Source organism: Rhizobium sp. 01N48 (genome assembly GCF_056399145.1).
The window spans coordinates 416,464-441,400 of sequence record NZ_JBFTQT010000003.1; the positions used below are offsets into that span (position 1 = coordinate 416,464).

Here is a 24,937-nt window from a genome sequence, read left to right on the forward strand (position 1 = left end):
AGAAAACTCGAGAACTTGACCTGACGCCAAGAATGGGCCGACCGAGAAATATTGCCGACGCCAACACCGTTCGCGCTCACGATTTGCCCTTGCACGCGCACCGTAAAGTGATGCGCCAAACGGCCACATCCCCAGAATTCGCGATACCGCGACGCATTGATGTCGCATATGAGTGCGATCGTCCTGAAACGTGATGGCGGTCGCGTTTGGATTGGGCGGGCCGTGTCATGAGGGGTCTGAGGCACGGCCCGCAACGCAATTGGGGAGAGCGCACATGTGGGATATCCTGACGATCATAGGCATCTTCGGCCTGCTCTTTCTGGGGCGTGAGGCGCAGATCGTGTTCGCGAAGGCGCGTGCTTCCGGATGGAATGATTTTCCCCGGCGCTAAGCCGTTTGCGATCGAGCCTGCTTCGGTCTGCCGAAGATACGCGGCGCGGTAAGCGGCGCCTGCTCCCATTGCCTGATGCCAGCCTGCGAAACTCATCCGAATGAGCGAAGTGCAAGGCGCAGCGCGGGATGTTAGGTTAAGTTGTCTCGTTGGTATTGCGTTATCGATTGTATTGAGTTCGCGAGACCTGGCCCGCCTTGAGCGGGCTTTTTTTCGCCCATACGATGCCATTCGGCATTACTTCGCGGGCGCTTCCCCGTCGGCCGCCGTCTGCGGCAGGGATTGCAGCAAGGTCTGGCGCGCGGAACGCAGGTGCACCCTGCAGGCGGCGTCGATCGCGGCGGAATCGCCTGCTTCAAGGGCTGCGATATAATCCAGGTGTTCGTGGATGGCGCGCTCGTTGCGCTGGCGGGCGAAGGCCTTGTTCCACTGGTAGTGATAGTGGAAGACAATGGCGATGGCGTCGTAGAAATCGGCGATGAAGCGGTTCTTCGCTGCACCGTGGATCAGCAAATGGAAGCGCTCGTCGAGGGCTGAGAATTCCTTATAGCGGCCGTCGAGATCATCGAGCAGGGCGTGGTGCTCGGCCTTGATCTCCGCGAGAGCGCGCCAGGCTTCGTTATCGGCAGGCAGCCGGCCGAATTCGGCGGCGGAGTGGAGCTCGAACATCTCGCGCACTTCGGCGAGCTCCAGCGCGAACTCGCGGGTGAAACCCTTCAATATCCAGTGGCTGTTCGGCCGCTTCTCGATCAGCCCGAAGCGCGAGAAGCGGATCAGAAATTCGCGCACGCTGGTTGTGCCGGTGCCGATGTCGCGGGCGAGCTCCAGCTCGTTGATCTGCGTGCCGGGGGCCGCATCATCGGAAAGAATGCGCTGCATGAAGCTGCGCTCGATGATGTTGTGCAGGGAATCGGTCTCTTCCGAGGGAAATAGATCGGCCTCAGTCGGCGTGCGCAACACCACCTTCTGGCGCTTGTTCCAGCTGATGATGCCTTCTTCGTCGAGCCGGGTCAGGATGGCGCGGGCGGTGCTGCGGCTGATGCCGAGCTTGGCGGCGATATCGGGCTCGGACGGCAGGGTCTCATCGGCGCGCAGAACCGCGACATAGCGATTATACGCTTCCTTGAAGACCGTGTTTTGCCGCGCCATGCACACCCCGCCTTGTTGCCCTGCGGCACACGGCGAAAGCCCGCGAATGGCGGGCGCCGGCGCGTGGCAGGAGCTTATCTCTCGGCGATCCTTATCTTATTTTGGATCGTCCGCGGCTGTTTGCCTCCCTCGTCCACAGGATCAATAATCCCGTTGACTTGAAAATGTTTATTGTAGATAAAAAACAAAAGCAATGCGCATTCGCCGATGCAGCGAGTGTTTCCCTAGGGAGAAGATCGTTGAAGAAAGACCCTTGGATTATCCTGTCATCAGGCGACAATGTCGCGGTGGCCACGGCCCCGATCGCCGCCGGCGAGATAGTGGCGGGGATAACAACCGTGGAGAAGATCGACCCCGGCCACAAGATCGCGCTGACAGACATCGCACTCGGGCAGCCGGTCGTTAAGTACGGGCAGGCGATCGGGCGCACGACATCCGACGTCAAGGCCGGCCAGCATATCCATAGCCAGAACCTGCATTTCGAAAACGACCGCCTGGCCGCCACCGCCAATTCGGCGCCGGAAGAAGCAAGTGCGGCCGACCGCGCGCGCACCTTCATGGGCTACAAGCGTGCCGACGGACGCTCGGCGACGCGCAACTATATCGGCATCATCGCCAGCGTGAACTGTTCCACCACGGTCTGTCGCGCCATCGCCGACCAGGCCAACCGCACCATCCTGCCGCATTACGAGGGCATCGACGGTTTCGTGCCGATCGTGCATGACCAGGGCTGCGGCATGAGCTCGACGGGCGACGGCATGGCCGTTCTGCACCGGACACTTGCCGGCTATACCAGGCATGTGAATTTCGGCGGCGTCCTGATGATCGGGCTCGGCTGCGAGGTCAACCAGCTGACGCTCTACGGCCAGAGCGGGGCCGGCAATTCCAAGCGCCATTTTAATATCCAGGATGCCGGCGGATCGCGCCGCGCCGTCGAGCGCGCCATGGGCATGCTGAAGGAAATCGCCGACGATGTCGGGCGCGAGCGGCGCGTGCCGCTGCCGATCAGCGATATCATCATCGGCATGCAGTGCGGCGGTTCCGACGGCTTCTCGGGCATCACCGCCAACCCGGCGCTGGGTGTCGCGGCCGATCTTCTGGCAGCGGCCGGCGGCACGGCGATCCTGTCGGAGACCTCCGAGATCTACGGCGCCGAGCACTTGCTGCGCAGCCGCGCGGTCAGCGAAGAGGTCGCCCGCAAGCTCGACGAGAAGATCGTCTGGTGGGAGAAGTATGTGGCGATGCACGGCGCCTCGCTCGACAACAACCCCTCCCCCGGCAACAAGCGCGGCGGGCTGACGACCATTCTGGAAAAGTCGCTGGGTGCTGTGGCCAAGGGCGGACGTTCGCCGCTGACGGCGGTTTATGGTTATGCCGAACGGGTGACCGCACCCGGCCTCGTCTTCATGGACACACCAGGCTACGACCCCGTCTCGGCCACCGGCCAGGTCGCTGGTGGAGCCAACATGATCGCCTTTACCACCGGCCGCGGTAGCTGCTTCGGCTGTCGCCCGGCGCCGTCGATCAAGCTCTCCAGCAATTCGGCGCTCTATGCCTCGATGGAAGAGGACATGGACATCGACTGCGGCACGATCGCCAGCGGCGATGCGACGATCTCTGGCAAGGGGCGCGAGATCTTCGACCTGATCATCGATACGGCATCGGGCAAGAAGACCAAGAGCGAAGAGTTCGGCTACGGCGATAACGAATTCGTGCCTTGGCATCTCGGAGCAACGCTTTAATCAATAATATCGACAGTCTTCAGGGAGGAATGATGAAGACGAGGAGGATCGGCCGGACCGAGCTTGAGGTGACCGAAGTGAGCTTCGGCGCAGCAGCCCTTGGCGGCCTCTACCGCGCCTGCCCGCGCGAACAGGCAATGCAAACGCTCGACGCGGCATGGGATAGCGGCATGCGCTATTTCGACGTCGCGCCCTGGTATGGCCTGGGGCTCGGCGAACGCCATGTCGGCGATTTCCTGCGCGGCAAGCCGGAAAGTGAATGGGTACTCTCCACCAAGGTCGGGCGGCTGCTGCGCCCGGTGCCGACGGGAACCGTGCCGGACTACTCTTATGTCGATCCGCTCTCGTTTGATGCCGATTACGACTATTCCTATGACGGCATCATGCGCTCGGTCGAATTCAGCTATGCGCGGCTGGGGCTGAACCGGATAGACATTCTCTATGTGCACGATATCGGCGGCTATACGCATGGCGCGGCGAAGAACGCGGTCTATCTCAAGCAGTTCCTCGACACAGGCATCAAGGCGCTGGAAGAACTGAAGACATGGGGCGCGATCAAGGCCTTCGGGCTTGGCGTCAACGAGGTGCCTGTGTGCCTCGACGTGATGCGCAATGCCGATATCGACTGCATCCTGATGGCAGGTCGCTACACGCTGCTCGACCGCTCGGCCGAAGCCGAACTGCTGCCGCTCTGCCGCAAGAAGGGGACGTCGCTTGTGGTCGGCGGTGTCTTCAACTCCGGCATCCTGGCGACCGGCGCAGTGGCGGGGTCGAATTTCGACTATATGCCGGCGACCGAAGAGGTGCTCGCCAAGGTGCGCGGTATGGAAGAAGTCGCCAAGAAGAATGGTGTATCGCTCGCCGCGCCGGCGCTGCAGTTCGCACTGCGCGACCCGCTCGTGTCGTCGGTGCTGATCGGCACGGGCAAGGCATCCAGCGTGACGCGCAACATGGACCTGGTCTCACCGATTTTGCCGGAGACGATCTATCCGGAATTCGATAGCTTCACCCTCGTTGCGCCGCCACTCGGCGACGATGCTGTTCGCGTTTAAGGAAAAACAGAATGCTTAAAGGAATTCATCCCGTCCTCAGCCCCGACCTGTTGTGCGCCATCGCGCGCATGGGCCATGGAGACGAGATCGTCATCGCCGACGCCAACTTTCCGTCTTTTTCCATGGGCCCGGAAATGATCCGCGCCGATGGCGTCAGTGCCACGACCATGGCCGAAGCGATCCTGACGCATATGCCGCTCGATACATTCGTGCCGGAATCGGCCTGGGTCATGGAAGTGGTGGGCGATCCGACCGCCGTGCCCGAGGTTTGCAAGGAATTTCAGACCATTGTGTCCAAGCGCGCCGGCGATTTCGGCATTTCGACGCTTGAGCGTTTCGCCTTCTACGAACGGTCGCGCAAGGCCGCCTATATCGTCGCGACCACCGAGTTTCGGCTCTATGGCAACATCATCCTGAAGAAAGGCGTTGTGCTGCCGGACGAGGTCTTCTGGGGATAAGAGGAGAAACGGAATAAACGTTCCGTGTTGACATTTACGCGGAACCGATATTTCATAAATCGAACTCGGGAGCTTTTAGGCCGGATGTCTTGGAGGGGCATCGGGCCTTGGAGAAAGCGGCACCGGGATTGGGAATAGGGCGTTGCCGGCGCATTCGTGCCGGCGGCTTCATCGGTAAACGGGTGGGGGACTGGTCCGGAAAGAGCCAAAGGGCTTATCGGGCACCGTCTTGCAAACAAGGCAGGCCTCGGCTAGCTTCGAACTCGTAAATGTTTTTTATCGATAAAAGTCTCTCGTTCGCGTTCGCGAGAGATTTCCTGGAGGAAGAACGCACTTGGAGGAGAACCAACATGCGCATGAAGTCCATTCTTTCGCGTCGCACCTTTACCGCTCTCGCGGGCGCCGCCGTCATGGCAACAGCCGTGCCGATGCCGTCCTTTGCGGCAGACGTGACCATTCCTATCATCGTCAAGGACACCACGTCCTTCTACTGGCAGATTGTTCTGGCTGGCGCCCGCAAGGCCGGCACCGATCTCGGCGTCAAGGTGCCRGAACTCGGCGCCCAGGCTGAAACCGACGTCAACGGCCAGATCAGCATTCTTGAGAATGCCGTAGCCGGCAAACCGGCCGCGATCGTCATCTCGCCGACCGAATTCAAGGCGCTCGGCAAGCCGATCGACGAAGCAGCCAAGTCCGTTCCGATCATCGGTATCGATTCCGGTGCCGACTCGAAAGCCTTCAAGTCGTTCCTGACCACCGACAACGTCCAGGGTGGCCGCATCGCTGCCGACGGTCTTGCCGCTGCGATCAAGGAAATGACCGGCAAGGATGAGGGCGATGTCGTCATCATTACCAACGCGCCCGGCGCCGGCTCGCTCGAACAGCGCCGCGAAGGCTTCCTGGATCAGGTCAAGACCAAGTATCCGGGCCTGAAGGTTGTTGCCGACAAGTACGCCGACGGTCAGGCGACGACCGGCCTCAACATCATGACCGACCTGATCACCGCCAACCCGAACATCGTTGGCGTGTTCGCTTCGAACCTGATCATGGCTCAAGGCGTCGGTCAGGCGATCGCTGAAAACAAGCTCAGCGACAAGGTCAAGGTCATCGGCTTCGACAGCGACGACAAGACCATCGGCTTCCTCAAGGACGGCGCGCTTGCCGGCCTCGTGGTGCAGGACCCGTATCGCATGGGTTACGACGGCATCAAGACCGCGCTTGCCGTGTCCAAGGGCGAGAAGGTCGAGCAGAACGTCGACACCGGCGCGAACCTGGTGACCAAGGCGAACATGTCTGATCCGAAGATCGACGCGCTTCTCAATCCGAAGCTGAAGTAATCGGAAAAGGCCGCGCTGGAGCGATCCGGCGCGGCCTCTCTTCGCCGATGTACGATCCGCTCCGGGAACGCGGACGGCTGGCGAAAGACGGCGAATTGTCGAGGAGGAGAGATATCCATGAGCCTGGAAGAGATCAGTCATCGCCATGATGACGACAGTGCCAAGCTGCGAGAGGCAAGCCGCATTGCCGCAGGCACCCCCATCCTCGAACTGAAGGGACTGCAGAAGAATTACGGCTACGTACAGGCGCTCAAGCCGGCGACAGTGACGTTTCTGGCCGGCGAAATCCACGCAATCGTGGGCGAGAACGGCGCTGGAAAATCCACGCTGATCAAGCTTTTGACCGGGGTGATCAACCGAACCGCCGGCGAGATCGTCTGGTGCGGTCATCCGGTAGCGCTTGCGACACCCAATGAAGCCATTGTCCGCGGCATCAACGCCGTTCACCAGGAAGTCGTGCTCTGCCCGCATCTGACCGTCGCTGCCAACCTGTTTCTTGGCGACGAAGTCAATAAATTCGGCCTGATGCGCAAGAAGCAGATGGTCAAGATGGCGCAGACCGTTCTCGACGATCTCGGCTTCGGCCTGCCGGCCGCCTCGCTGCTCAGCGATCTCACGATCGGCCAGCAGCAACTCGTCGCCACGGCGCGCGCCGCGATGCGCGGCACCCAGTTTCTCATCTTCGACGAGCCGACCGCTTATCTCACGCGTCAGGAATCCGCGCAGCTTTTCAAGCTGATCCGTCGATTGCAGAGCGAAGGCGTGACAATCGTCTATATCAGCCATCGCATGGAAGAGGTTTTCGAGCTCGCCGACCGCGTATCGGTGCTGCGCGACGGAACGCATGTCGGCACGCGCCTGATTGGCGAGACGAACGAAACCGAACTGATCGCGCTGATGATCAACCGCTCGATCGAGCAGGTCTATCACAAGGAAAATATCGCTATCGGCGAGACGATCGTCGACGTGCGAGGCCTTTCGGGGCCGGGGTTCAAGGACATCTCGCTGTCTGTGAAAGCCGGCCAGATCGTCGGGCTTTACGGGCTGATCGGCGCCGGACGCAGCGAATTCGCGCTCGGGCTCTACGGACGCGAGAAGACGACCGCCGGCGAAATCAGCTGGATGGGGCGCAAGGTCAACATCAAGAACGAACGAACGGCGATGGAGCTCGGCATTGCGCTGGCGCCGGAGAGCCGGCGCGACCAGGGCCTTTGCCTCAACCTGCCGATCGGCCTCAACATAAACCTGCCTGTGTTCAAGCGGCTGAGCAAGGGACCCGTCATCGGCCTTGCGGACGAAGCGAAGAATGCGGACCAGCAGATACGCGATCTGTCGATCAAGACGCCAAGCCGGAGAGTGCTGGTTTCCGCCATGTCTGGCGGCAACCAGCAGAAGGTGGTCATCGGCAAATGGCTGAGCCACGGCGCTCGGCTCTTCATCTTCGACGAGCCGACTGTCGGCGTCGATGTCGGCACAAAGGCGGAAATCTACCGGCTCTTTGCCCGTTTGCTGCAATCAGGCGCCGGCATCATCCTGATCTCATCCTATTTGCCCGAGGTCTACGAGCTGGCTGACGAACTTCATGTGTTCCGCACCGGCAATCTCGTCGCCAGCCATGGGTTTCGCGAAGCGTCACACGAACAGGTACTCAGCGAAGCGATCGGCGTCTGAGCAGAAGAATAAGAGGGAGAAAGACAATGACAGTAACCCCCACCGATATTCCGGCGCCACCGCAACGGCGTAAAGTGAACATCCTGTTCGGGCTGACGTTGATCGGCCTGCTGGTCGCGCTCTGGGTCGCGCTCGGGCTTGCCACCAACAGCTTCTGGACGCCGCTCAACATCAGCAACCTGCTGCGCCAGGGCTCGATGACCGCCATCCTCGCGCTTGGCGAAACCTTCGTCATCATCACGGCCGGCATCGATCTTTCGGTCGGCGCCATCGTTGGCTTCGCGGGTGTCATCGTGGCCTGGCTTTTGCAGGCCGGCGTTCCCGTGTGGGCGGCGATCCTCATCACGCTCGCTTTCGGAGTGGCGATCGGCGCCTTCCACGGCTTCGGCATCGTGAACATGGGGCTGCCGCCCTTCATCATCACGCTGGCGACCCTGACGGCGCTGCGCGGCTTCGGACTTCTCATCACCAACGGCTCCTCGATCAACATCACCAACGAAGCATTCTCCAACTTCTCGCGCGCCGACTTCCTCGGCATACCGAGCCTGTTCTGGATGGTGATATTGGTGGCGATACCATCCTACGTGCTGCTGCATCTCAGCCGCTGGGGTCGGTATCTTTTCGCCGTCGGCTCCAACAGCGAAGCAGCGCGCCTGTCGGGTGTCAGGGTCAATGCCATCATCTACATGGCCTACATCCTGTCGGCAACTTTCGCGGCCTTCGTCGGCGTCCTGCTTGCATCGCGTATCGCCATCGGCAACGCCACGCAGGCGGACGGTTGGGAACTGCAGGCGATCGCCTCCTCGGTCATCGGCGGCACCTCGCTGTTCGGCGCGGTCGGCTCCGTGCATGGTCCGCTGATCGGCGCCTTCATCCTGGCCACGATCAACAACGGCGCGAACCTGCTCAACGTCAACTCGTTCTGGCAGCGCATCATCACCGGCCTGCTGATCATCGTGATCGTTTACTTCGATCAGCTGCGCCGTCGCCGCAGCTCCTAAATGCCAATACAGGGAGCCGGCCACTCGCCGGCTTCCTTTCAATCGAATGCAGGAACCGTCATGAAAGCCGTGCTTTGCCAACAACCGGGTGTTCTCGAAATCGTCGAGCGCCCCTCTCCCGGCACGCCTGAAGCCGGCTGGGCGCGGCTCGCGGTCAGTCATGTCGGCATCTGCGGCACGGACTATCACATCTTCGAGGGCAAGCATCCGTTTCTCGAATATCCGCGGGTGATGGGCCACGAGATCTCGGCAACCGTGGTGGAAACCGGTGCCGGCGTCGAGATCGCGGTCGGCACGCCTGTGATCGTCAACCCATATATCTCCTGCGGCCGATGCGTCGCCTGCCGCAAGGACAAGGCGAATTGCTGCACCGATATCAAGGTGCTTGGCGTCCACACAGACGGGGCGTTCTGCGAGGAGATCACGGTTCCGGCAGGCAATCTCTATGCGGCGCAGGGGCTGAGCCTGGAAGCGGCGGCGACAGTGGAATTCCTGGCGATCGGGGCGCATGCCGTGCGCCGCTCGCTTTCGCCCGCAGGCTCGCGCGCGCTCGTCATCGGCGCCGGCCCGATCGGCCTTGGTGCTGCAATCTTTTCGCGGATCGCCGGCCATGAGGTGACGCTGCTGGACACCAGCGCGGAGCGGCTGGAGATGGCCGCCGAGCGCTTCGGCTTCTCATCCGGCATCGTCGCCAATGATGCGACGCTTGATGCGGTGAAGGCGAAGACCGGCGGGGATGGTTTCGACGTCGTTTTCGACGCTACCGGCTATGGCCCCTCAATGGAGAAGGCGTTCCAGTTCGTTGCGCATGGTGGCGCGCTGGTTCTGGTCAGCGTCGTGAAGGACGATATCCGCTTCTCCGACCCCGAGTTTCACAAGCGCGAAATGATTGTCATCGGCAGCCGCAATGCGACGCGGATCGATTTCGAGCATGTGGCGGCCTCGATCGCCAACGGCCTCGTGCCGGTGGAACGGCTGATCAGCCACCGCACGACGCTTGCCGATGCGCCGCGCGATCTGGCGCGCTGGGCGCATGAAAAGAGCGGTCTGATCAAGGCCGTCATCAAAGTCGGCTAAAGACTATCGATCGCCTCGCGCATCTGGCGCACGATGGACGCGTCCGTTCTGTTGGGCGACGCGGCCTCGAAGCCGAAAGCGACGGCTCGGGGATCGACGCTTGCAACGGGCGAACTGCAGGAGCCGTGAATTTCGCGGGCACCGGTGGCGCGCAGGATCTGCGGCGCGTTGGCAGGGCGCACACCGCTGCCGGGCATGACCGAGATCCGGCCGGCCGCCTTCTTCGACAGTCGTGCCAATGTCTCCAGGCCATCGATGGCCTTGGGGATGCAACCGGAGGTGAGGATTCGTTCGCAGCCGAGCTCGACCGCCTGCTCCAGCGCCGCATCGGGATCGGGAACGAGATCGAAGGCGCGATGCAGCGTCGAGCCGAGGCCGGCCGCATGCGCTTTCAACCGGCGCAGCAGCGGCATGTCGAGCGTGCCGTCGGCAAGGTTTGCCCCGATAACCACGCCGGCGAGGCCGAAGGCCCTGACGGCATCGATATCCGCCATCATCGCCGCTTCATCGCCGCTGTCGAACATGAAGGGACCGGCATGCGGGCGGATCATTGCGTAGACCGGGATGGGGGCGGCAGCCGCCGCTTTCATCATGCCGGCGACGGGCGTCAGCCCGCCAATCTCGAGCGCCGAGCACAATTCGATACGATCAGCGCCGCCTTCGATGGCCGCCGCCAGACCGCGCGGGCTATCCACGCATACCTCAAGCAAGATTGTCACGCTTTCCTCCCTCGTCATCTCATGATCGTCCAAGCCTGAGCCTGCTCTTCCGGTTAGCATCCCAGCACCGTGTTTGCGAGCGGAGACCGGAAGGCAATCGATCATCGATCGATTGGACAGTGTCGTGAACAGTATTTTCGCAATCGCATCGATTTTTCAATCGTGCACACTATGTCAGTTACGCATTGGATCGGTCGCCGACAGTGCGCTGTCTTCGCCGGGGAGTTTCGAGCGGTTCGCCTTGCGCCAAGGCTTTCCGCGCCTTTGAAGGAATAAGGGGATGGTCATGCTGAAAAGAATAGCCCTTGCCGTATCGCTCTGTGCCCTGACGGCAGGTGCGGTGCAGGCCGCGGATGTCGTGGTGTCGTCTAAGATCGACACGGAGGGCACGCTGCTCGGCAACGTGATCGCGCTGGCGCTGAACGCCAACGGCATCAAGACGAAGGACCGCATCGCGCTCGGCGCCACGCCCGTGGTGCGCAAGGCGATCACCGCAGGCGAGATCGACATCTATCCCGAATACACCGGCAATGCCGGCTTCTTCTTCAACAAGCCCGACGATGCGGCCTGGAAGAACATCCAGCAGGGCTATGACATGGCCAAGAAGCTGGATTATGACGCCAACAAGATCGTCTGGCTGACCCCCTCGCCCGCCAACAACACATGGGCGATCGCCGTGCGCAACGATGTCGCCGGGAAAAACAACCTGAAGAGCATGTCTGATTTCGGCAAGTGGGTTGCCGGTGGCGGCGAAGCGAAGCTCGTGGCATCGGCAGAATTCGTCAACACCGCCGGCGCGCTGCCGGCGTTCCAGACGACCTATGGCTTCACGCTGAAGCCGGAGCAGGAAATCGTGCTCTCGGGCGGTGATACCGCTGCCACGATCAAGGCCGCGGCCGACCAGACGAACGGCGCCAATTCCGCCATGGTCTACGGCACGGATGGCGCGATCGAGGCCGCAGAACTGACCGTGCTCGAAGACGACAAGAGCGTGCAGCAGGTCTATGCGCCGACGCCGATCATCCGCGAGGAGGTGCTGAAGGCGAACCCGAAGATCGAAGAGATCCTGGCGCCGATCTTCAAGAGCCTGACGGCCGACGAGCTGCGCAAGCTGAACGGCAAGATCCAGGTCGATGGCGAGCCGGCGAAGAGCGTTGCCGAGGCCTATCTGAAGGAAAAAGGCTTCCTGAAGTAATTGCCGACGCTCCGTATCCAGCAATGGATGCGGAGCCGTTTTCCTTCCAGGCTGGGATGGATCGATGGAAGAAACCTTAGCGGTCCGCAGACTGGACCGGCTCGGCGTCGTTCTCGTCGTCGCGGGCGTCGCGGCGGCGGCAATGCTGCCATTCATCTACGTGAAGGCGAACCGGATCGCATCGGGCAAGCCGATGTTGCTGATGCAGCTTCTGGATCAGCCCTCCGTCATCATCCTCACTTTGCTCCTCGTTTTCTCGGCCTGCGCGGTGCTGTTTCTCGAAAACGCCTATGCGCGGCTTGCGATCTCGACGCTCTGTCTGGCGGCATTGCTGGCGGCAATCGGGTTCGTGGCAACGTCGTTTACGCCAGAGGGCAGCACGGCGGCGCGCATGACGCCGGGCGGCGGCTTCTGGGTGCTGCTCGCGGTCACATCGCTGATCATATCAGATGCGCTGGTGAAGGTGCGGCTGAAGCCGTGGATGCGGGTGGTGGCGCTCATCGCCTATGCCTGTCTGCTCGGCATCTTTCTATGGTCGGGGTTGCTCGACAGTCTCTCGATCATGCGCGAATTCGCCAATCGCGGCGACCAGTTCTGGGCCGAGGCATGGACGCATGTTGAGCTGGCCTTCGGGTCGCTGGCGATCTCGGTGGCGATCGGGCTGCCGCTCGGCATCGTCTGTTTCTGGGTGCCCAAGCTCCGCGCGGCGCTCTTGCAGGGGCTGAGCCTGATCCAGACGATCCCGAGCCTCGCGCTCTTCGGCCTGCTGATGCTGCCGCTCGGCTATCTCGCGGCGAATGTTCCTTTAGCGGCAGCGCTCGGGATCAGCGGCATCGGCGCGGCGCCCGCGCTGATCGCACTGGTGCTCTATTCGCTGCTGCCGATCGTGGCCAACACCGTCGTCGGTCTCGAGGGCGTCGACCCCGCCGTGCGCGACGCAGCCGCCGGCATGGGGCTGACGCGGCGGCAGATTCTCACGGGTATAGACCTGCCGCTGGCGCTGCCGGTCATCCTCACGGGTATCCGCATCGTGCTGGTACAGGCGATCGGGCTGGTGACGGTGGCGGCGCTGATCGGCGGCGGTGGCTTCGGCGTCTTCATCTTCCAGGGGCTCGGCCAGACGGCCATGGACCTCGTTCTCCTCGGCGCCGTGCCGACCGTCATCTTCGCCTTCTCTTCGGCCGTCATTCTCGATGCGGTCGCCGACAGCACACGGGGACCTGCCGCATGAGCATGATCGACATCCGCAACGTCACCAAGCGCTACGGCGATACGACCGTGGTCGACAATGTGTCGATGGCGGTCGAGAAGGGCGAGATCACCGTGATCGTCGGAACCTCGGGCTCCGGCAAATCGACGCTGATCCGGATGATCAACCGGCTGGTACCGATGACATCTGGCGAAATCCGCGTCGGCGGGCGCAACGTGGCCGATGTGCCGGAGACGGAACTGCGCCGCAATATCGGCTACGTGATCCAGGGCAACGGGCTCTTTCCGCACCGCACGGTGGCGCAGAACATCGCGACGGTGCCGCAGCTGCTCGGCTGGGAGCGAGGCAGGATCGATGCGCGCGTCGATGAACTGCTCGGCCTCTTCAATCTCGACCCCAAATCCTTTGCCAAAAAGTATCCGCATCAACTTTCCGGCGGCGAGCAGCAGCGCGTCGGCGTTGCGCGAGCGCTGGCCGCGGGGCCGGAGGTGCTGATCATGGACGAGCCCTTCGGCGCGCTCGATCCCGTCATTCGCGGCAAGGCGCAGGACGATCTTCTGGCGATCCAGAAACAGTTCGGAACGACGATCATTCTCGTCACCCACGACATGGACGAGGCCTTCCACCTCGGCAACCGGATCGCGGTGATGCGCGGCGGCAGGCTGCTGCAATATTCGACGCCGGAGAAGATCATCACCGAACCCGCCGACCCCTTCGTGCAGCAGTTGACGGGAACGACCGACCGGGCGCTGAAGCGCATGTCGCTGCTGCCGCTGACATCGGGCATGGCGCCGGCCAAGGCCGGGCTCGATCACGGCCTGCCGCAATCGCTCAGCCTGCGCGACGCGCTGGCCGAGATGATCTGGCAAGGGATCGACGAAGCCGCCGTCGAGAACGAGAAGAAGGCGGCGATCGGGTCGATCTCGATGTCGCACCTGCTGGAGTTGGGCCGCAAGGAATGAAGCTCCTCACCGCCAATCTCTTTCGCGTCGCGGCGCTGGCACTGCTCCTGATCCTCCTGTTCCGGACAGAGTGGCTGTCCTTCCTGCTGACGCCGCTCACCAAGAACAACGCGCCCCCCGTCTATACGCAAAGCAGCCTGCCGCTTCTGGCGCTCGGGCATCTGCAACTGGTGCTGATCTCGATTGTCGGGAGCGCCGTGGTCGCCATTCTGGGCGGGGTCTTCGTAACACGGCGGAGCGGCGCAGATTTCCTGCCGCTGTCGCGCGCCATCGCCAATGCGGGGCAAACCTTTCCGCCGGTCGCTGTGCTGGCGCTGGCGGTGCCGGCCATGGGCTTCGGTGCCGGGCCGACGCTTGTCGCGCTGTTTCTCTACGGGCTGCTGCCGATCTTCGAAAACACCATCTCCGGCCTGCGCCAGGTCTCCCCCGCCGTGCTCGATGCCGCCGACGGCATGGGCATGAACCCGACGCAGCGGCTGTTCCAGGTGGAGCTGCCACTGGCGCTGCCGCTGATCATCGAGGGCGTGAAGGTGGCGACCGTGATCAACATCGGAACGGCGACGATCGGCTCGACGGTGGCCGCCAAGGGGCTGGGCGAAGTGATCATCGCCGGGCTGATATCCGACAACACCGCCTTCATCCTGCAGGGCGGCCTGATCGTCGGACTGATGGCGCTGTTGATCTATGATGCGGTGGGATTGGTGGAAAGCGCGATGACGCGAAGAATGGGCTTGCGCACCGCCTAAGGCAGCAGCTACCAAAGCGGCCTGATACGCACGATGGAGGCAGCCTTGGCCAAGATGATTCACTCGATGATCCGCGTTCTCGACGAAGCGCGCTCGGTCGAATTCTACGGCAAGGTCTTCGGGCTCGAGGTCGCCGACCGCATCGATTTCGACACCTTCACGCTCATCTATCTCAGCAACCGCGAGACCGGCTTCGAGCTGGAGCTGACCATCAACAAGGGCCGCGTCGAACCCTATAATCTCGGCGACGGCTATGGGCATCTGGCGGTGTCGGTCGAGGAGGTTGCCGTCGAGCACAAGCGGCTCGCGGAAGCCGGGCTCAATCCCGGCAAGCTCACGGAGCTCAACCGGGACGGCAAGCTGCTTGCCCTGTTCTTCTTCATCACCGATCCCGACGGCTACAAGATCGAAGTCCTGCAGGGCCACGGCCGCTATCTCTAAGAGAACCCGATGATTTCCAAGACAGACCTGCATACCGGCTGGACCCTCAACTGTAACGTTGCAGGAAAGCCGGATCTGCCGAAAACCGTGCCGGCGCATGTGCCGGGATGCGTGCATCTGGACCTCCTGGCAGGCCGACTGATCCCCGACCCCTATGTCGACGTCAACGAGATCACCAATGACTGGATCGGCCGCGAGGATTGGACCTATCGCTGCCGCTTCGACGCCGCGCCCGATGCCGATCTCGTGCAGGAGCTTGTTTTTGACGGGCTGGATACGGTGGCGACGATCTCGCTCAATGGCGAAGAGATCGGCCAGACGTTCAACATGCACCGGACCTACCGCTTCGACGTTTCCGATCGCCTGAAGGCCGAAGGCAACGAGCTGGTCGTGACCTTTCGCTCGGCCTATGCCTACGGCGCGGAGATGGAAGCGCATTACGGCTACCGGCCGAACAACTATCCCGGCCCCGGCAACCTGATGCGCAAGATGGCCTGCAATTTCGGTTGGGACTGGGGACCGACGCTGGTGACGGCGGGGATATGGAAGCCGGTGCGGCTGGAGCGCCGGGCGAAGGCGCGGCTTGCCGAGACGCTGGTTTCGGCGGCACTTGCTGGTGGAGACGGGTTGGTGACGGTGCGGGCAAAGATCGCGCGCGCTGGTGACGGCGGCGATTGCCGCATCACGGCCAGCATCGGCGGCGTCACGCATAGCGAGATGGTCGCGGCCGGGAGCGACGAGGTCAGCTTCCAGTTGCGCGTTCCCTCGCCGCAGATCTGGTGGCCGCATCATCTCGGCGCGCAGCCGCTTTATCCGCTGCGCATCGAACTGCGCGATGGCGAGAGCGACGGACTGCTCGATGACTATGTGAAGCAGATCGGCTTCCGCTCGGTGCGGCTCGATACTTCCCCGGATGAGCATGGCTCGGCCTTCACCTTCGTGATCAACGACGTGCCGCTGTTTCTCTGCGGCGCCAACTGGATCCCCGACGATTGCTTCCCCTCGCGGGTCACGGCCGAGCGCTATGCGTCGCGGATCGACGAGGCGAAGGCCGCCAACATCAACCTGTTGCGGGTATGGGGCGGCGGCATCTTCGAGCGGGATGAGTTCTACGAGGAGTGCGACCGCGTGGGCATGCTGGTGTGGCAGGATTTCCTGTTTGCCTGCGCCTCCTATCCTGAGGAAGAGCCGCTCCGTGGCGAGGCCGAGGCGGAGGTGCGCGACAACGTCGCGCGGCTGATGCCGCATCCCTCGCTGATCGTCTGGAACGGCAACAACGAGAATATCTGGGGTTTCGACGAGTGGGGCTGGCGGCCGATCATCAAGGAGGGCGAGAGCTGGGGGCTTGGCTACTATCTCGACATCCTGCCGGGACTCTGCGCCGAGATTGATCCCGACCGGCCCTACTATCCCGGCAGCCCGTACTCGGGCACGATGGAGATCGAGCCGAATGCGGATGCGCATGGATGCAAGCACATCTGGGATGTGTGGAACGACGTAGGCTACGAGGTCTACCGCAACTATATTCCGCGCTTCTGCTCCGAATTCGGCTGGCAGGCACCGCCCAACTGGGCGACGCTGGAAGAAAGCGTGCACGACGCGCCTCTGACGCCTGTGTCCAACGGGGTCTTCCACCACCAGAAGGCGACGCAGGGCAATGACAAGCTGATCCGTGGGCTGGCCGGCCATCTGCCCGAGCCACTGACGATGGACGACTGGCATTTCGCCACGCAGCTGAACCAGGCGCGTGCCATCCGCTTCGCGGTCGAGCACATGCGCTCGCACCGCGATATCTGCAAGGGCGCCGTCGTCTGGCAGTTCAACGATTGTTGGCCGGTGACCTCCTGGGCGGCGCTGGATTCGGCCGGGCGGCGCAAGCCGCTGTGGTATGCGATGCGCCAGGCTTTCGATCCGCGGCTTCTGACTATCCAGCCGCGCGAGGGCGGGCTCGCCGCGGTTGCCGTCAACGAGAGGACGCTGTTCTGGCGGGCGAAGATATCCGGCAAGCGGCTGCGGCTCGATGGGACCGTGCTTGCCGAGTTCGAATTCTGGCGGTTGCTTTGCGACCGGTTCGAGGCGAAGGCATTCACGCTGCCTCAGGATATCGCGACCGCTGATGATCCCGGCAATGAAGTGATCGTCGTCGACATGCTGGACCGGCGGGCGTTTCACTATTTCGTCGAGGATATCGACCTCAAGCTGCCGAAGCCGGAGATGAGGATCGAGGTCAGCAAGCGCGAGGGCGGTTACGCGGTCGCGGTGACTGCCGCCAGCCTGCTGAAGGATCTCTGCCTTATGGCTGATCGTCTCGATCCGGATGCGGTGGTGGATACGATGCTGATCACGCTTCTGCCGGGCGAGACGCATGTGTTCGAAGTGGAGACGCAGGCGGCGATCAGTGCGGCTGATATCGTGGTGGGGACGGTGCTGCGCTCGGCCAACGATCTCGTGTCCGCGGGCTGAACTAGACCCGCGCAGCACATGCAAAAACCTCCGACTTTCGCCGGAGGTTTTTGTGGCCGTCGGTGGGTCCCGCACGCGGCGGGACCCTTCCGTTCCGGCCTCGCGGGAGACTTACATCCAGTAGGGCGGCACGCCGTAGTAATCGTAGACCCGGCGGCCGTTATCGTTGTACCAGGTGTCGTCATCATCCGCATAGCTTGGCGCGCCTTCGATCTGTTCCTTGGTCAGGTCGATGCGGTAGCCATCCAGCTGCGTGTCGTAGGACAGCTTATCCCAGGGCAGCGGGTAATGATCGTGGCCGATGCCCATGAAGCCGCCGAAGCTCAGCACGGCATAGGCGACGCGGCCATCCCTCTTGCCGAGGATCAGGCGCTCGATCGAGCCGATGTGCTTGCCATCGGCACCGTAGACGCGGGTGCCTTCCACGCGGTCGCTGGCGATCAGCGAGTGCGTGTCCTTGACGTTCGGGTCACGGAGGGTCTTGTCGTTGTCCTGTTGCAGCATGTCTCTACTCCCTTTCGGTTGGTTCCTCGTGCCTGGCGGTTGTTCCTCGTGCCAAGTGTGTGTTGCCAGGCGTATGAATTGAAAACGTCGCCGGCTGCCCGTTGTTCCCGAATTTGATCCGCAATTTTGGCGGGCGCCGCAATATTGACGTTTACGTCAAGGTTATTGTAGCCTGATGCTGCTTGAACCATTCGAGCAATGACATAAGCTGCCGTATTGGAGGATGGAGGATCATCCAATAGTTTCGACGGGCGCCCCGCCGGCAGCGACAGGGAGAGAGACACGATGAACAGCATTTCCGCCCATCCTGGCGGTGAAAGGCCCGACAAGCCGTGGCTTGCCACCTATCCGGCGATCGTACCGGCCGAGCTTCCGGCGCTGGAGTACGAATCACTGGCGGAGTTGCTTGAGAAATCCTGCGCGCGCTATGCCGACCGCATCGCCTTTTCCAGCATGGGCAAGACGCTCACCTACCGCCAGCTGGAAAGCCAGACGCGCAAGGTCGCCGCATGGCTGCAGGCAAGCGGACTGCAGAAGGGTGACCGCGTCGCGGTGATGATGCCGAACGTGCTGCAGAACCCGATCGCCGTCTATGGCATCCTGCGCGCCGGGCTCGTGGTAGTGAACGTCAACCCGCTCTACACGCCGCGCGAACTGGAGCATCAGCTGCGCGATGCCGGCGCCAAGGCTATCTTCGTTCTGGAGAACTTCGCCCATACCGTTCAGCAGGTGCTCGGCCATACCGATGTGCGCCATGTGGTCGTCACCTCGCTCGGCGAAATGCTGGGCGCCAAGGGGCTGATCGTCAATCTTCTCGTCCGCAAGGTGAAGAAGCTCGTTCCCGCCTGGTCTATCCCCCGGCACAAGACCTTCAAGCAGGTTCTTGGTGAGGGTGACGGCGCGACGCTGAAGCCATCAGGTCTTGTCGGCAGCGACATCGCCTTCCTGCAATATACCGGCGGCACGACGGGCATCGCCAAGGGTGCGGTGCTCACGCACAAGAACCTGTTGTCGAACAAGCTGCAGCTGGAACTCTGGCTGAAATCGGCCTTCGAGAAGCGCCAGCGGCCGGATGTGCTGAACTTCCTCTGCGCGCTGCCGCTCTACCATATCTTCGCGCTGACGGTGAACTCGCTGATGGGCATGTCGCTCGGCGCGCATAACATTCTCGTCGCCAATCCGCGCGACATCCCTGCCCTCGTGCGCGAGTTCTCGAAATCCAACGTCCACGTCTTCCCCGGGCTCAACACGCTGTTCAACGCGCTGATGAACAACCCTGAATTCGCCAAGGTCGATTTCTCCTCGCTGGTGATTTCGCTGGGCGGCGGCATGGCCGTGCAGCGGCCGGTGGCGGAACGCTGGCTGACGATCACCGGCAACCACATCACCGAGGGGTACGGGCTTTCCGAGACGTCGCCGGTCGCCACCGCCAACCGCTTCGATTCGCCCGAATTCACCGGCGCGATCGGCCTGCCGATCTCCTCCACCGATCTCGATATCCGCAACGAGGACGGCGCGTCGCTGCCGCTCGGCGAGGTTGGCGAGATCTGCATTCGCGGACCGCAGGTGATGGCCGGTTACTGGAACAAGCCGGATGAGACGGCGCGCGCCATGACCCCCGACGGCTATTTCCGCACCGGCGACATGGGCTTCATGGATGCCCGCGGCTACACCAAGATCGTCGACCGCAAGAAGGACATGATCCTCGTCTCCGGCTTCAACGTCTATCCGAACGAAATCGAGGAAGTGGCGGCGATGCACCCGGGCATCCTGGAAGCCGCCGCCGTCGGCGTGGCCGATGGGCATTCCGGCGAGGCGGTGAAGCTCTTCGTGGTGCGCAAGGATCCTGATCTGACTGAGGCGGATGTGAAGGCGCATTGCGTGGCCAACCTCACCAACTACAAGCGGCCGCGCTTCATCGAGTTCCGCACCGAACTGCCGAAATCGCCGGTCGGCAAGATCCTGCGCAAGGATCTGCGCGCGTAATATTTCGCGATTGAGCACAACCCAAAACTGTACTGCTATCCGCTTGTTTGAGGCAGAAGCAGCACAGGTCGCGGCAACGCGGCCTATCGGCGAGGATGGGCCGCGCCGACTTCGGCAAGAGCCTTGCTATCAGAACGGGAGGTGATGATATGTGGTTTCGACCGCTTAGCATCACGCTTACGGTAAGGAGAACCCGGACAAGCTGGTCAATCAGCGTCCGGGTCGCATTCCATACCTAAGTAAGCGCAGCAGGTGGAGTTACCGCTCCGCCTGCAACCTCTCCAATATAGCCCGACTGCGCTGGCGCATCAAGCGCGACGTGCGCACCCTTTTTATGAATAGTTTCAGACATAACTTGATTTGCACCCGGTAAAGCGAATAGTTTCCGCGACCCTCACGCCCTGCAAAGGAGCCTCCCATGAATGCCATCGTCGACCAACTGAAAAGCACCGCGGCTGCCACCAAGGCCACCGATATCCGTGCTGCCTTCGCGGCCGATCCGAAACGCTTTTCGCGCTTCACCGCCTCGCTCGACGACCTCCTGATGGATTTCTCGAAGACCGCCGTGAACGACGAAGTGCTGGCCCTTCTGGTCAAGCTCGCCGAAACCGGTGGCGTCGAAGCCAAGCGCGACGAGATGTTCTCGGGCAAGGCGATCAACTTCACCGAAAACCGCGCGGTGCTGCACACGGCCCTTCGCAACCGTTCGAACACCCCGGTTCTCGTCGACGGCAAGGACGTGATGCCTGACGTCAACGGCGTGCTCGCCGCCATGGGCAAGTTCGCCGACGGCATTCGCTCGGGCGCGCTGAAAGGCGCGACCGGCAAGAAGATCACCGACGTCATCAACATCGGCATCGGCGGCTCCGACCTCGGCCCCGTCATGGCGACGCTGGCGCTGGCACCGTTCCACGACGGGCCCCGCGCGCATTTCGTTTCCAACATCGACGGCGCGCATATCGCCGACATCCTGAAGCTGGTGCAGCCGGAAACGACGCTCTTCATCGTCGCGTCCAAGACCTTCACCACCATCGAGACGATGACGAACGCCCAGACGGCGCGCAAGTTCGTTGCCGATGCGCTGGGTGAAGCCGCCGTTCAGCATCACTTCGCAGCCGTATCGACGGCGCTCGACAAGGTTGCCGCCTTCGGCATCGAGAGCGAGCGCGTGTTTGGCTTCTGGGATTGGGTCGGCGGCCGCTACTCAATCTGGTCGGCCATCGGCCTGCCGCTGATGATCGCCGTCGGTCCTGAGAACTTCGGCAAGTTCCTCGACGGCGCGCACTCGATCGACAACCACTTCCGCACGGCGCCGATCGCCAAGAACCTGCCGATTCTGCTCGGCCTGATCGGCTTCTACAATCGCAACGTTCTCGGCTACGCCACGCGCGCGATCCTACCCTACGACCAGCGCCTGTCGCGCTTCCCTGCTTACCTGCAGCAGCTGGACATGGAATCGAACGGCAAGGGCGTCACCATCGACGGCACGCCGGTCGAAGGCAATTCCGGCCCTGTCGTCTGGGGCGAGCCCGGCACCAACGGCCAGCACGCCTTCTACCAGCTGATCCACCAGGGCACGAGCGTAATCCCGGCGGAATTCATGATCGCCGCCAACGGCTTCGAGCCGGAGCTGCGCCACCAGCATCAGCTTTTGATGGCAAACTGCATCGCGCAGTCGGAAGCGCTGATGAAGGGCCGCACCTTCGAGGAAGCCAAGAAGCAGCTGACCGACAAGGGCATGGACGACAAGCAGGCCGATTTCATCGCGCCGCATCGCGTCTTCACCGGCAACCGTCCGTCGATCACCTTCGTCTATGACAAGCTGACGCCGTTCGCCTTCGGCCGCCTCGTGGCGCTCTACGAACACCGCGTCTTCGTCGAAGGCGTGCTGTTCCGCATCAACTCCTTCGACCAGTGGGGCGTCGAGCTCGGCAAGGAACTGGCGACCGGCCTGCTGCCCGTCATCGAAGGCAAGGAAAGCGCTGCCGGCCACGATTCGTCGACGCAGGGCCTTGTCGCCGAACTGGCGAAGCTCGCGAAGTAACGAACGCAACGTTCTACCGACGCTCCCGTGGCGACCGCCGCGGGAGCGTTTTTCATTTGGCTGAGATGACTGACCTCAAGACCACCCCTCGGTGGCGGTCAGGGCCTGGCGCCCTTGCCTGATGGTACGGTGCTCGCGGCCTGCTTGACCTGCGAACCCGGCTGCGAGGCGACTGCCGGAGCGGACTTGTCTTTTTTCGGCTTGCGCGCTTCACGCGTGCCGCGGAGTTGACCCTTTGCCATTTCAAGCTCCCTGGTTGGGCCACATCGAGCGATGTGACGCCAACCAGCAGGCGCGCTTACGCGGCAAAATGCAAATCCATTCTCACCTGCAATGCTCTAGCGCGCGAACTTCTTGGCGCCGGCGACGCAGCCGACAATAGCGATGGTGACGACCAGCATGATGGGGCTCACCTGCTCATGCAGCAGCGTTGCTGCCAGGAGCAGGCCGAAGAAGGGCTGCAGCAGCTGCAGTTGGCCGACACCGGCAATGCCGCCCTGCGCCAGGCCGCGATACCAGAAGAAGAAGCCGATCAGCATGCTGAACAGCGAGACATAGACGAGGCCTGCCCAGGCCGGCGTTTCGACCGCCGCAAAGGACGGCGGCAGATTGAAGAGCGCAAGCCCGAGCATGACGGGCAGCGAGAGAACCAGCGCCCAGGAGATGACCTGCCAGCCGCCCAGCCTGCGCGACAGCTTGGCGCCCTCGGCATAGCCAAGGCCACAGGCGATGATGGCGGCGAGCATCAGGAGATCGCCGAGCGGGGCTGCAGTCACGCCTTGCGACAGGGCAAAACCTGCGACCAGCGCGCTCCCCACGCAGGAGAAGATCCAGAATGCCGGCTGCGGACGTTCCCCGCCCCTGAGAACGCCGAAGATCGCGGTCGAAAGCGGCAGCAGGCCGATGAAGACGATGGAGTGCGCCGAGGTGATATGGGTGAGCGCCAGCGCCGTCAGCAGCGGGAAGCCGATGACGACGCCGAAGGCGACGATAATAAGCGACAGGAGATCGTCGCGCGCCGGCCGCTTTTCGCGAAACAGAACGAGCAGCACCAGCGCGATCAGCCCGGCGATCGCTGCGCGGGCGACGGTCAGAAAGACGGGATCGAACCCCATCACCGCCATGCGCGTCGCGGGCAGCGAGCCGCTGAAGATCAGAACACCGATAAAACCATTCAACCAACCGGCCGCCGTGCGGTCCATGGCACACTCCTTCACGATCAATAGCCATCTTATGATCCCACGCGGCGTGGCCATGCCAGCTACGGTATGGTACGGTTTGTCCAAACTGTTATGCATCGGAGAGCAGTACGGATGGCCGATAACGCAATCGTTGGCACGACCCGCGTGGCGATGGTGATGAACACAATCAAGCAGCGCATCGCCGGCCGCAGCCTGACGGCGGGGGCGAAGCTGCCTTCGGTGCGGGCGCTTGCGGGATCGCTGAAGATTTCGACATCGACCGTCGTCGAGGCCTATGAGCGGCTGGTTGCCGAGGGCGCGATCCTGTCCCGGCCGGGCTCCGGCTTTTACGTCGCCAACCAGGCGGCGCCCTTCGCGCTATCGGAGGTCGGGCCACGGCTCGATCGCGAGATTGATCCGTTCTGGGTGTCGCGGCAGTCTCTGGAGGCGGGCGATATCGGGCTGAAGCCCGGCTGCGGCTGGCTGCCGCCGTCGTGGCTTCCGGAGGACGGCGTTCGCCGCGGCCTGCGGGCGCTGGCGCGCGCCGATGGGCCGGTGCTGCTTGCCTATGGATCGCCGCTCGGATTGCCGCCGCTCAGGCAGCTGATCGCGCGGCGGATGGCCGACAAGGGGATCGGCGCCTCGCCCGACCAGATCATCCTCACGGAATCAGGCATCCAGGCGATCGACCTGCTCTGCCGCTTCCTGATCGAGCCCGGCGACACCGTGATGGTCGACGATCCCTGCTATTTCAATTTCCACGCTCTGCTTCGGGCGCACCGCGCCAAGATCGTCAGCGTGCCTTATACGCCGTCCGGCCCGGATATCGACGCCTTCACCCGCGTAGTGGCCGAGCACCGGCCGAAGCTATACGTGACAAATTCGGCGCTGCATAACCCGACCGGAGCGATCCTCTCGCCGGTGACGGCGCATCGGGTGCTGAAGATCGCGGAGCAGTTCGACCTGACGATCATCGAGGACGATATCTTCGCCGATTTCGAGCATGGCACGGCGCCGCGCCTTGCCGCTTTCGACGGGCTGGATCGCGTCATCCATATCGGCAGTTTCTCGAAGACGCTGTCGGCCTCGGCACGCTGCGGCTTCATCGCCGCCAAGCCGGAATGGATCGGCGGGCTGACGGATCTGAAGATCGCCACTTCGTTCGGCGGCGGGCGGCATGCGGCGCAGCTTGTGTTGAGCGTACTCAGCGACGGGAGCTATCGCAAGCATATCGAGACACTGCGCAGCCGGCTATCGAAGACGATGTTCGAGGTCTCGGCCAAGCTCAAGAACCTCGGCATCGTGCCCTGGCTTGAGCCGCAGGCGGGGATGTTCCTGTGGTGCCGGCTGCCTGATGGCATCGACGCCGCCGATGTGGCGCGAGCGGCACTGGAGCGAGACGTGGTGCTGGCGCCGGGCAATGCCTTCAGCCTGTCGCAGACGGCGACGGATTTCATGCGGTTCAATGTTTCGCAGACGGAAGATCCTAAAGTCTTCGAGGTGCTGCGCGGGGCCATGCAGGCAGCGCGAGGGAAGGCTTAGTTCGGGCGGCGCGGCGATTGTTTCGCGGGATGTGTCGAGACGAGGCTGCGTCGTTCGTCTAGAGAG

General features: G+C 62.6%; 21 protein-coding genes. 16 read left to right on the top strand and 5 right to left on the bottom strand.

The annotated features are described in order from the left end of the window. Window positions 1–628: 628 nt before the first annotated feature. Window positions 629–1,540, bottom strand: coding sequence for a GntR family transcriptional regulator (locus AC1DOG_RS08450; RefSeq protein WP_477927357.1), 912 nt, complete (start codon window positions 1,538–1,540; stop codon window positions 629–631). A gap of 239 nt (window positions 1,541–1,779) precedes the next feature. Here AC1DOG_RS08450 and AC1DOG_RS08455 point away from each other — a divergent pair, with 239 nt between their 5' ends. The 7 genes from AC1DOG_RS08455 to AC1DOG_RS08485 all read left to right on the top strand — a co-directional run bounded on the left by AC1DOG_RS08455 (window position 1,780) and on the right by AC1DOG_RS08485 (window position 9,878). Next, complete coding sequence (locus tag AC1DOG_RS08455) at window positions 1,780–3,282, top strand: UxaA family hydrolase (protein WP_477927358.1); 1,503 nt, start codon at window positions 1,780–1,782, stop codon at window positions 3,280–3,282. A gap of 32 nt (window positions 3,283–3,314) precedes the next feature. Continuing rightward, window positions 3,315–4,334: an aldo/keto reductase gene (locus tag AC1DOG_RS08460; RefSeq protein ID WP_477927359.1), complete on the top strand. Its 1,020-nt coding sequence runs from the start codon at window positions 3,315–3,317 to the stop codon at window positions 4,332–4,334. An 11-nt stretch (window positions 4,335–4,345) separates the two neighbouring features. Beyond that, the gene (locus AC1DOG_RS08465; protein WP_112981972.1) at window positions 4,346–4,792 is read left to right on the top strand and encodes an RbsD/FucU family protein; all 447 of its coding nucleotides are present in this window, start codon (window positions 4,346–4,348) and stop codon (window positions 4,790–4,792) included. 350 nt (window positions 4,793–5,142) lie between these two features. Next, a complete protein-coding gene (locus AC1DOG_RS08470) occupies window positions 5,143–6,129 on the top strand; it encodes an ABC transporter substrate-binding protein (RefSeq protein ID WP_113009846.1) in 987 nt (328 codons plus the stop codon). Window positions 6,130–6,246: 117 nt separating this feature from the next. After that, the gene (locus AC1DOG_RS08475; protein ID WP_113009845.1) at window positions 6,247–7,800 is read left to right on the top strand and encodes a sugar ABC transporter ATP-binding protein; all 1,554 of its coding nucleotides are present in this window, start codon (window positions 6,247–6,249) and stop codon (window positions 7,798–7,800) included. Between the two features lie 26 nt (window positions 7,801–7,826). After that, window positions 7,827–8,801 carry an ABC transporter permease gene (locus AC1DOG_RS08480; protein ID WP_113196552.1) on the top strand — a complete coding sequence of 325 codons (975 nt, stop codon included), beginning with the start codon at window positions 7,827–7,829 and terminating at the stop codon, window positions 8,799–8,801. Window positions 8,802–8,861: 60 nt separating this feature from the next. Then, the gene (locus tag AC1DOG_RS08485) at window positions 8,862–9,878 is read left to right on the top strand and encodes a zinc-binding alcohol dehydrogenase family protein (RefSeq protein ID WP_477927360.1); all 1,017 of its coding nucleotides are present in this window, start codon (window positions 8,862–8,864) and stop codon (window positions 9,876–9,878) included. Here the strand turns inward: AC1DOG_RS08485 and AC1DOG_RS08490 are convergent. After that, window positions 9,875–10,597, bottom strand: a complete 723-nt coding sequence (locus tag AC1DOG_RS08490) for a copper homeostasis protein CutC (RefSeq protein WP_477927361.1) — start codon at window positions 10,595–10,597, stop codon at window positions 9,875–9,877. The genes AC1DOG_RS08485 and AC1DOG_RS08490 overlap by 4 nt on opposite strands. A 286-nt stretch (window positions 10,598–10,883) precedes the next feature. On the opposite strand from AC1DOG_RS08490, the gene osmF reads away from it, so the two are divergent. The 6 genes from osmF (at window position 10,884) to AC1DOG_RS08520 (ending at window position 17,614) form a co-directional block, all read left to right on the top strand. Continuing rightward, window positions 10,884–11,792, top strand: a complete 909-nt coding sequence (gene osmF / locus AC1DOG_RS08495) for a glycine betaine ABC transporter substrate-binding protein OsmF (protein ID WP_113010051.1) — start codon at window positions 10,884–10,886, stop codon at window positions 11,790–11,792. A 64-nt stretch (window positions 11,793–11,856) separates the two neighbouring features. Continuing rightward, complete coding sequence (locus tag AC1DOG_RS08500; RefSeq protein ID WP_477927362.1) at window positions 11,857–13,023, top strand: ABC transporter permease; 1,167 nt, start codon at window positions 11,857–11,859, stop codon at window positions 13,021–13,023. Continuing rightward, window positions 13,020–13,964: an ABC transporter ATP-binding protein gene (locus AC1DOG_RS08505; RefSeq protein ID WP_113009841.1), complete on the top strand. Its 945-nt coding sequence runs from the start codon at window positions 13,020–13,022 to the stop codon at window positions 13,962–13,964. Before AC1DOG_RS08500 ends, AC1DOG_RS08505 begins: the two co-directional genes overlap by 4 nt. Next, window positions 13,961–14,710 carry an ABC transporter permease gene (locus AC1DOG_RS08510; protein ID WP_477927363.1) on the top strand — a complete coding sequence of 250 codons (750 nt, stop codon included), beginning with the start codon at window positions 13,961–13,963 and terminating at the stop codon, window positions 14,708–14,710. Before AC1DOG_RS08505 ends, AC1DOG_RS08510 begins: the two co-directional genes overlap by 4 nt. 45 nt (window positions 14,711–14,755) lie before the next feature. Then, the gene (locus AC1DOG_RS08515) at window positions 14,756–15,151 is read left to right on the top strand and encodes a VOC family protein (RefSeq protein ID WP_477927364.1); all 396 of its coding nucleotides are present in this window, start codon (window positions 14,756–14,758) and stop codon (window positions 15,149–15,151) included. 9 nt (window positions 15,152–15,160) lie between these two features. After that, window positions 15,161–17,614, top strand: a complete 2,454-nt coding sequence (locus AC1DOG_RS08520; RefSeq protein WP_477927365.1) for a glycoside hydrolase family 2 protein — start codon at window positions 15,161–15,163, stop codon at window positions 17,612–17,614. 111 nt (window positions 17,615–17,725) lie between these two features. Here AC1DOG_RS08520 and AC1DOG_RS08525 read toward each other — a convergent pair whose 3' ends face one another. After that, complete coding sequence (locus AC1DOG_RS08525) at window positions 17,726–18,118, bottom strand: PRC-barrel domain-containing protein (protein ID WP_018898279.1); 393 nt, start codon at window positions 18,116–18,118, stop codon at window positions 17,726–17,728. A gap of 285 nt (window positions 18,119–18,403) precedes the next feature. Here AC1DOG_RS08525 and AC1DOG_RS08530 point away from each other — a divergent pair, with 285 nt between their 5' ends. Further along, complete coding sequence (locus tag AC1DOG_RS08530; RefSeq protein ID WP_477927366.1) at window positions 18,404–20,104, top strand: long-chain-fatty-acid--CoA ligase; 1,701 nt, start codon at window positions 18,404–18,406, stop codon at window positions 20,102–20,104. Between the two features lie 418 nt (window positions 20,105–20,522). After that, a complete protein-coding gene (gene pgi, locus AC1DOG_RS08535; protein WP_037187720.1) occupies window positions 20,523–22,148 on the top strand; it encodes a glucose-6-phosphate isomerase in 1,626 nt (541 codons plus the stop codon). A 98-nt stretch (window positions 22,149–22,246) separates the two neighbouring features. Here pgi and AC1DOG_RS08540 read toward each other — a convergent pair whose 3' ends face one another. Together AC1DOG_RS08540 and AC1DOG_RS08545 are read right to left on the bottom strand one after the other, a co-directional pair. Beyond that, entirely contained in the window at window positions 22,247–22,390 is a 144-nt protein-coding gene (locus tag AC1DOG_RS08540) for a hypothetical protein (protein WP_181459210.1), read from the bottom strand. A gap of 96 nt (window positions 22,391–22,486) precedes the next feature. Next, complete coding sequence (locus AC1DOG_RS08545) at window positions 22,487–23,350, bottom strand: DMT family transporter (protein WP_477927367.1); 864 nt, start codon at window positions 23,348–23,350, stop codon at window positions 22,487–22,489. Between the two features lie 90 nt (window positions 23,351–23,440). Between AC1DOG_RS08545 and AC1DOG_RS08550 the strand changes: the two genes are divergently transcribed. Continuing rightward, entirely contained in the window at window positions 23,441–24,871 is a 1,431-nt protein-coding gene (locus AC1DOG_RS08550; protein ID WP_477927368.1) for an aminotransferase-like domain-containing protein, read from the top strand. The last annotated feature ends 66 nt before the right edge of the window (window positions 24,872–24,937 follow it).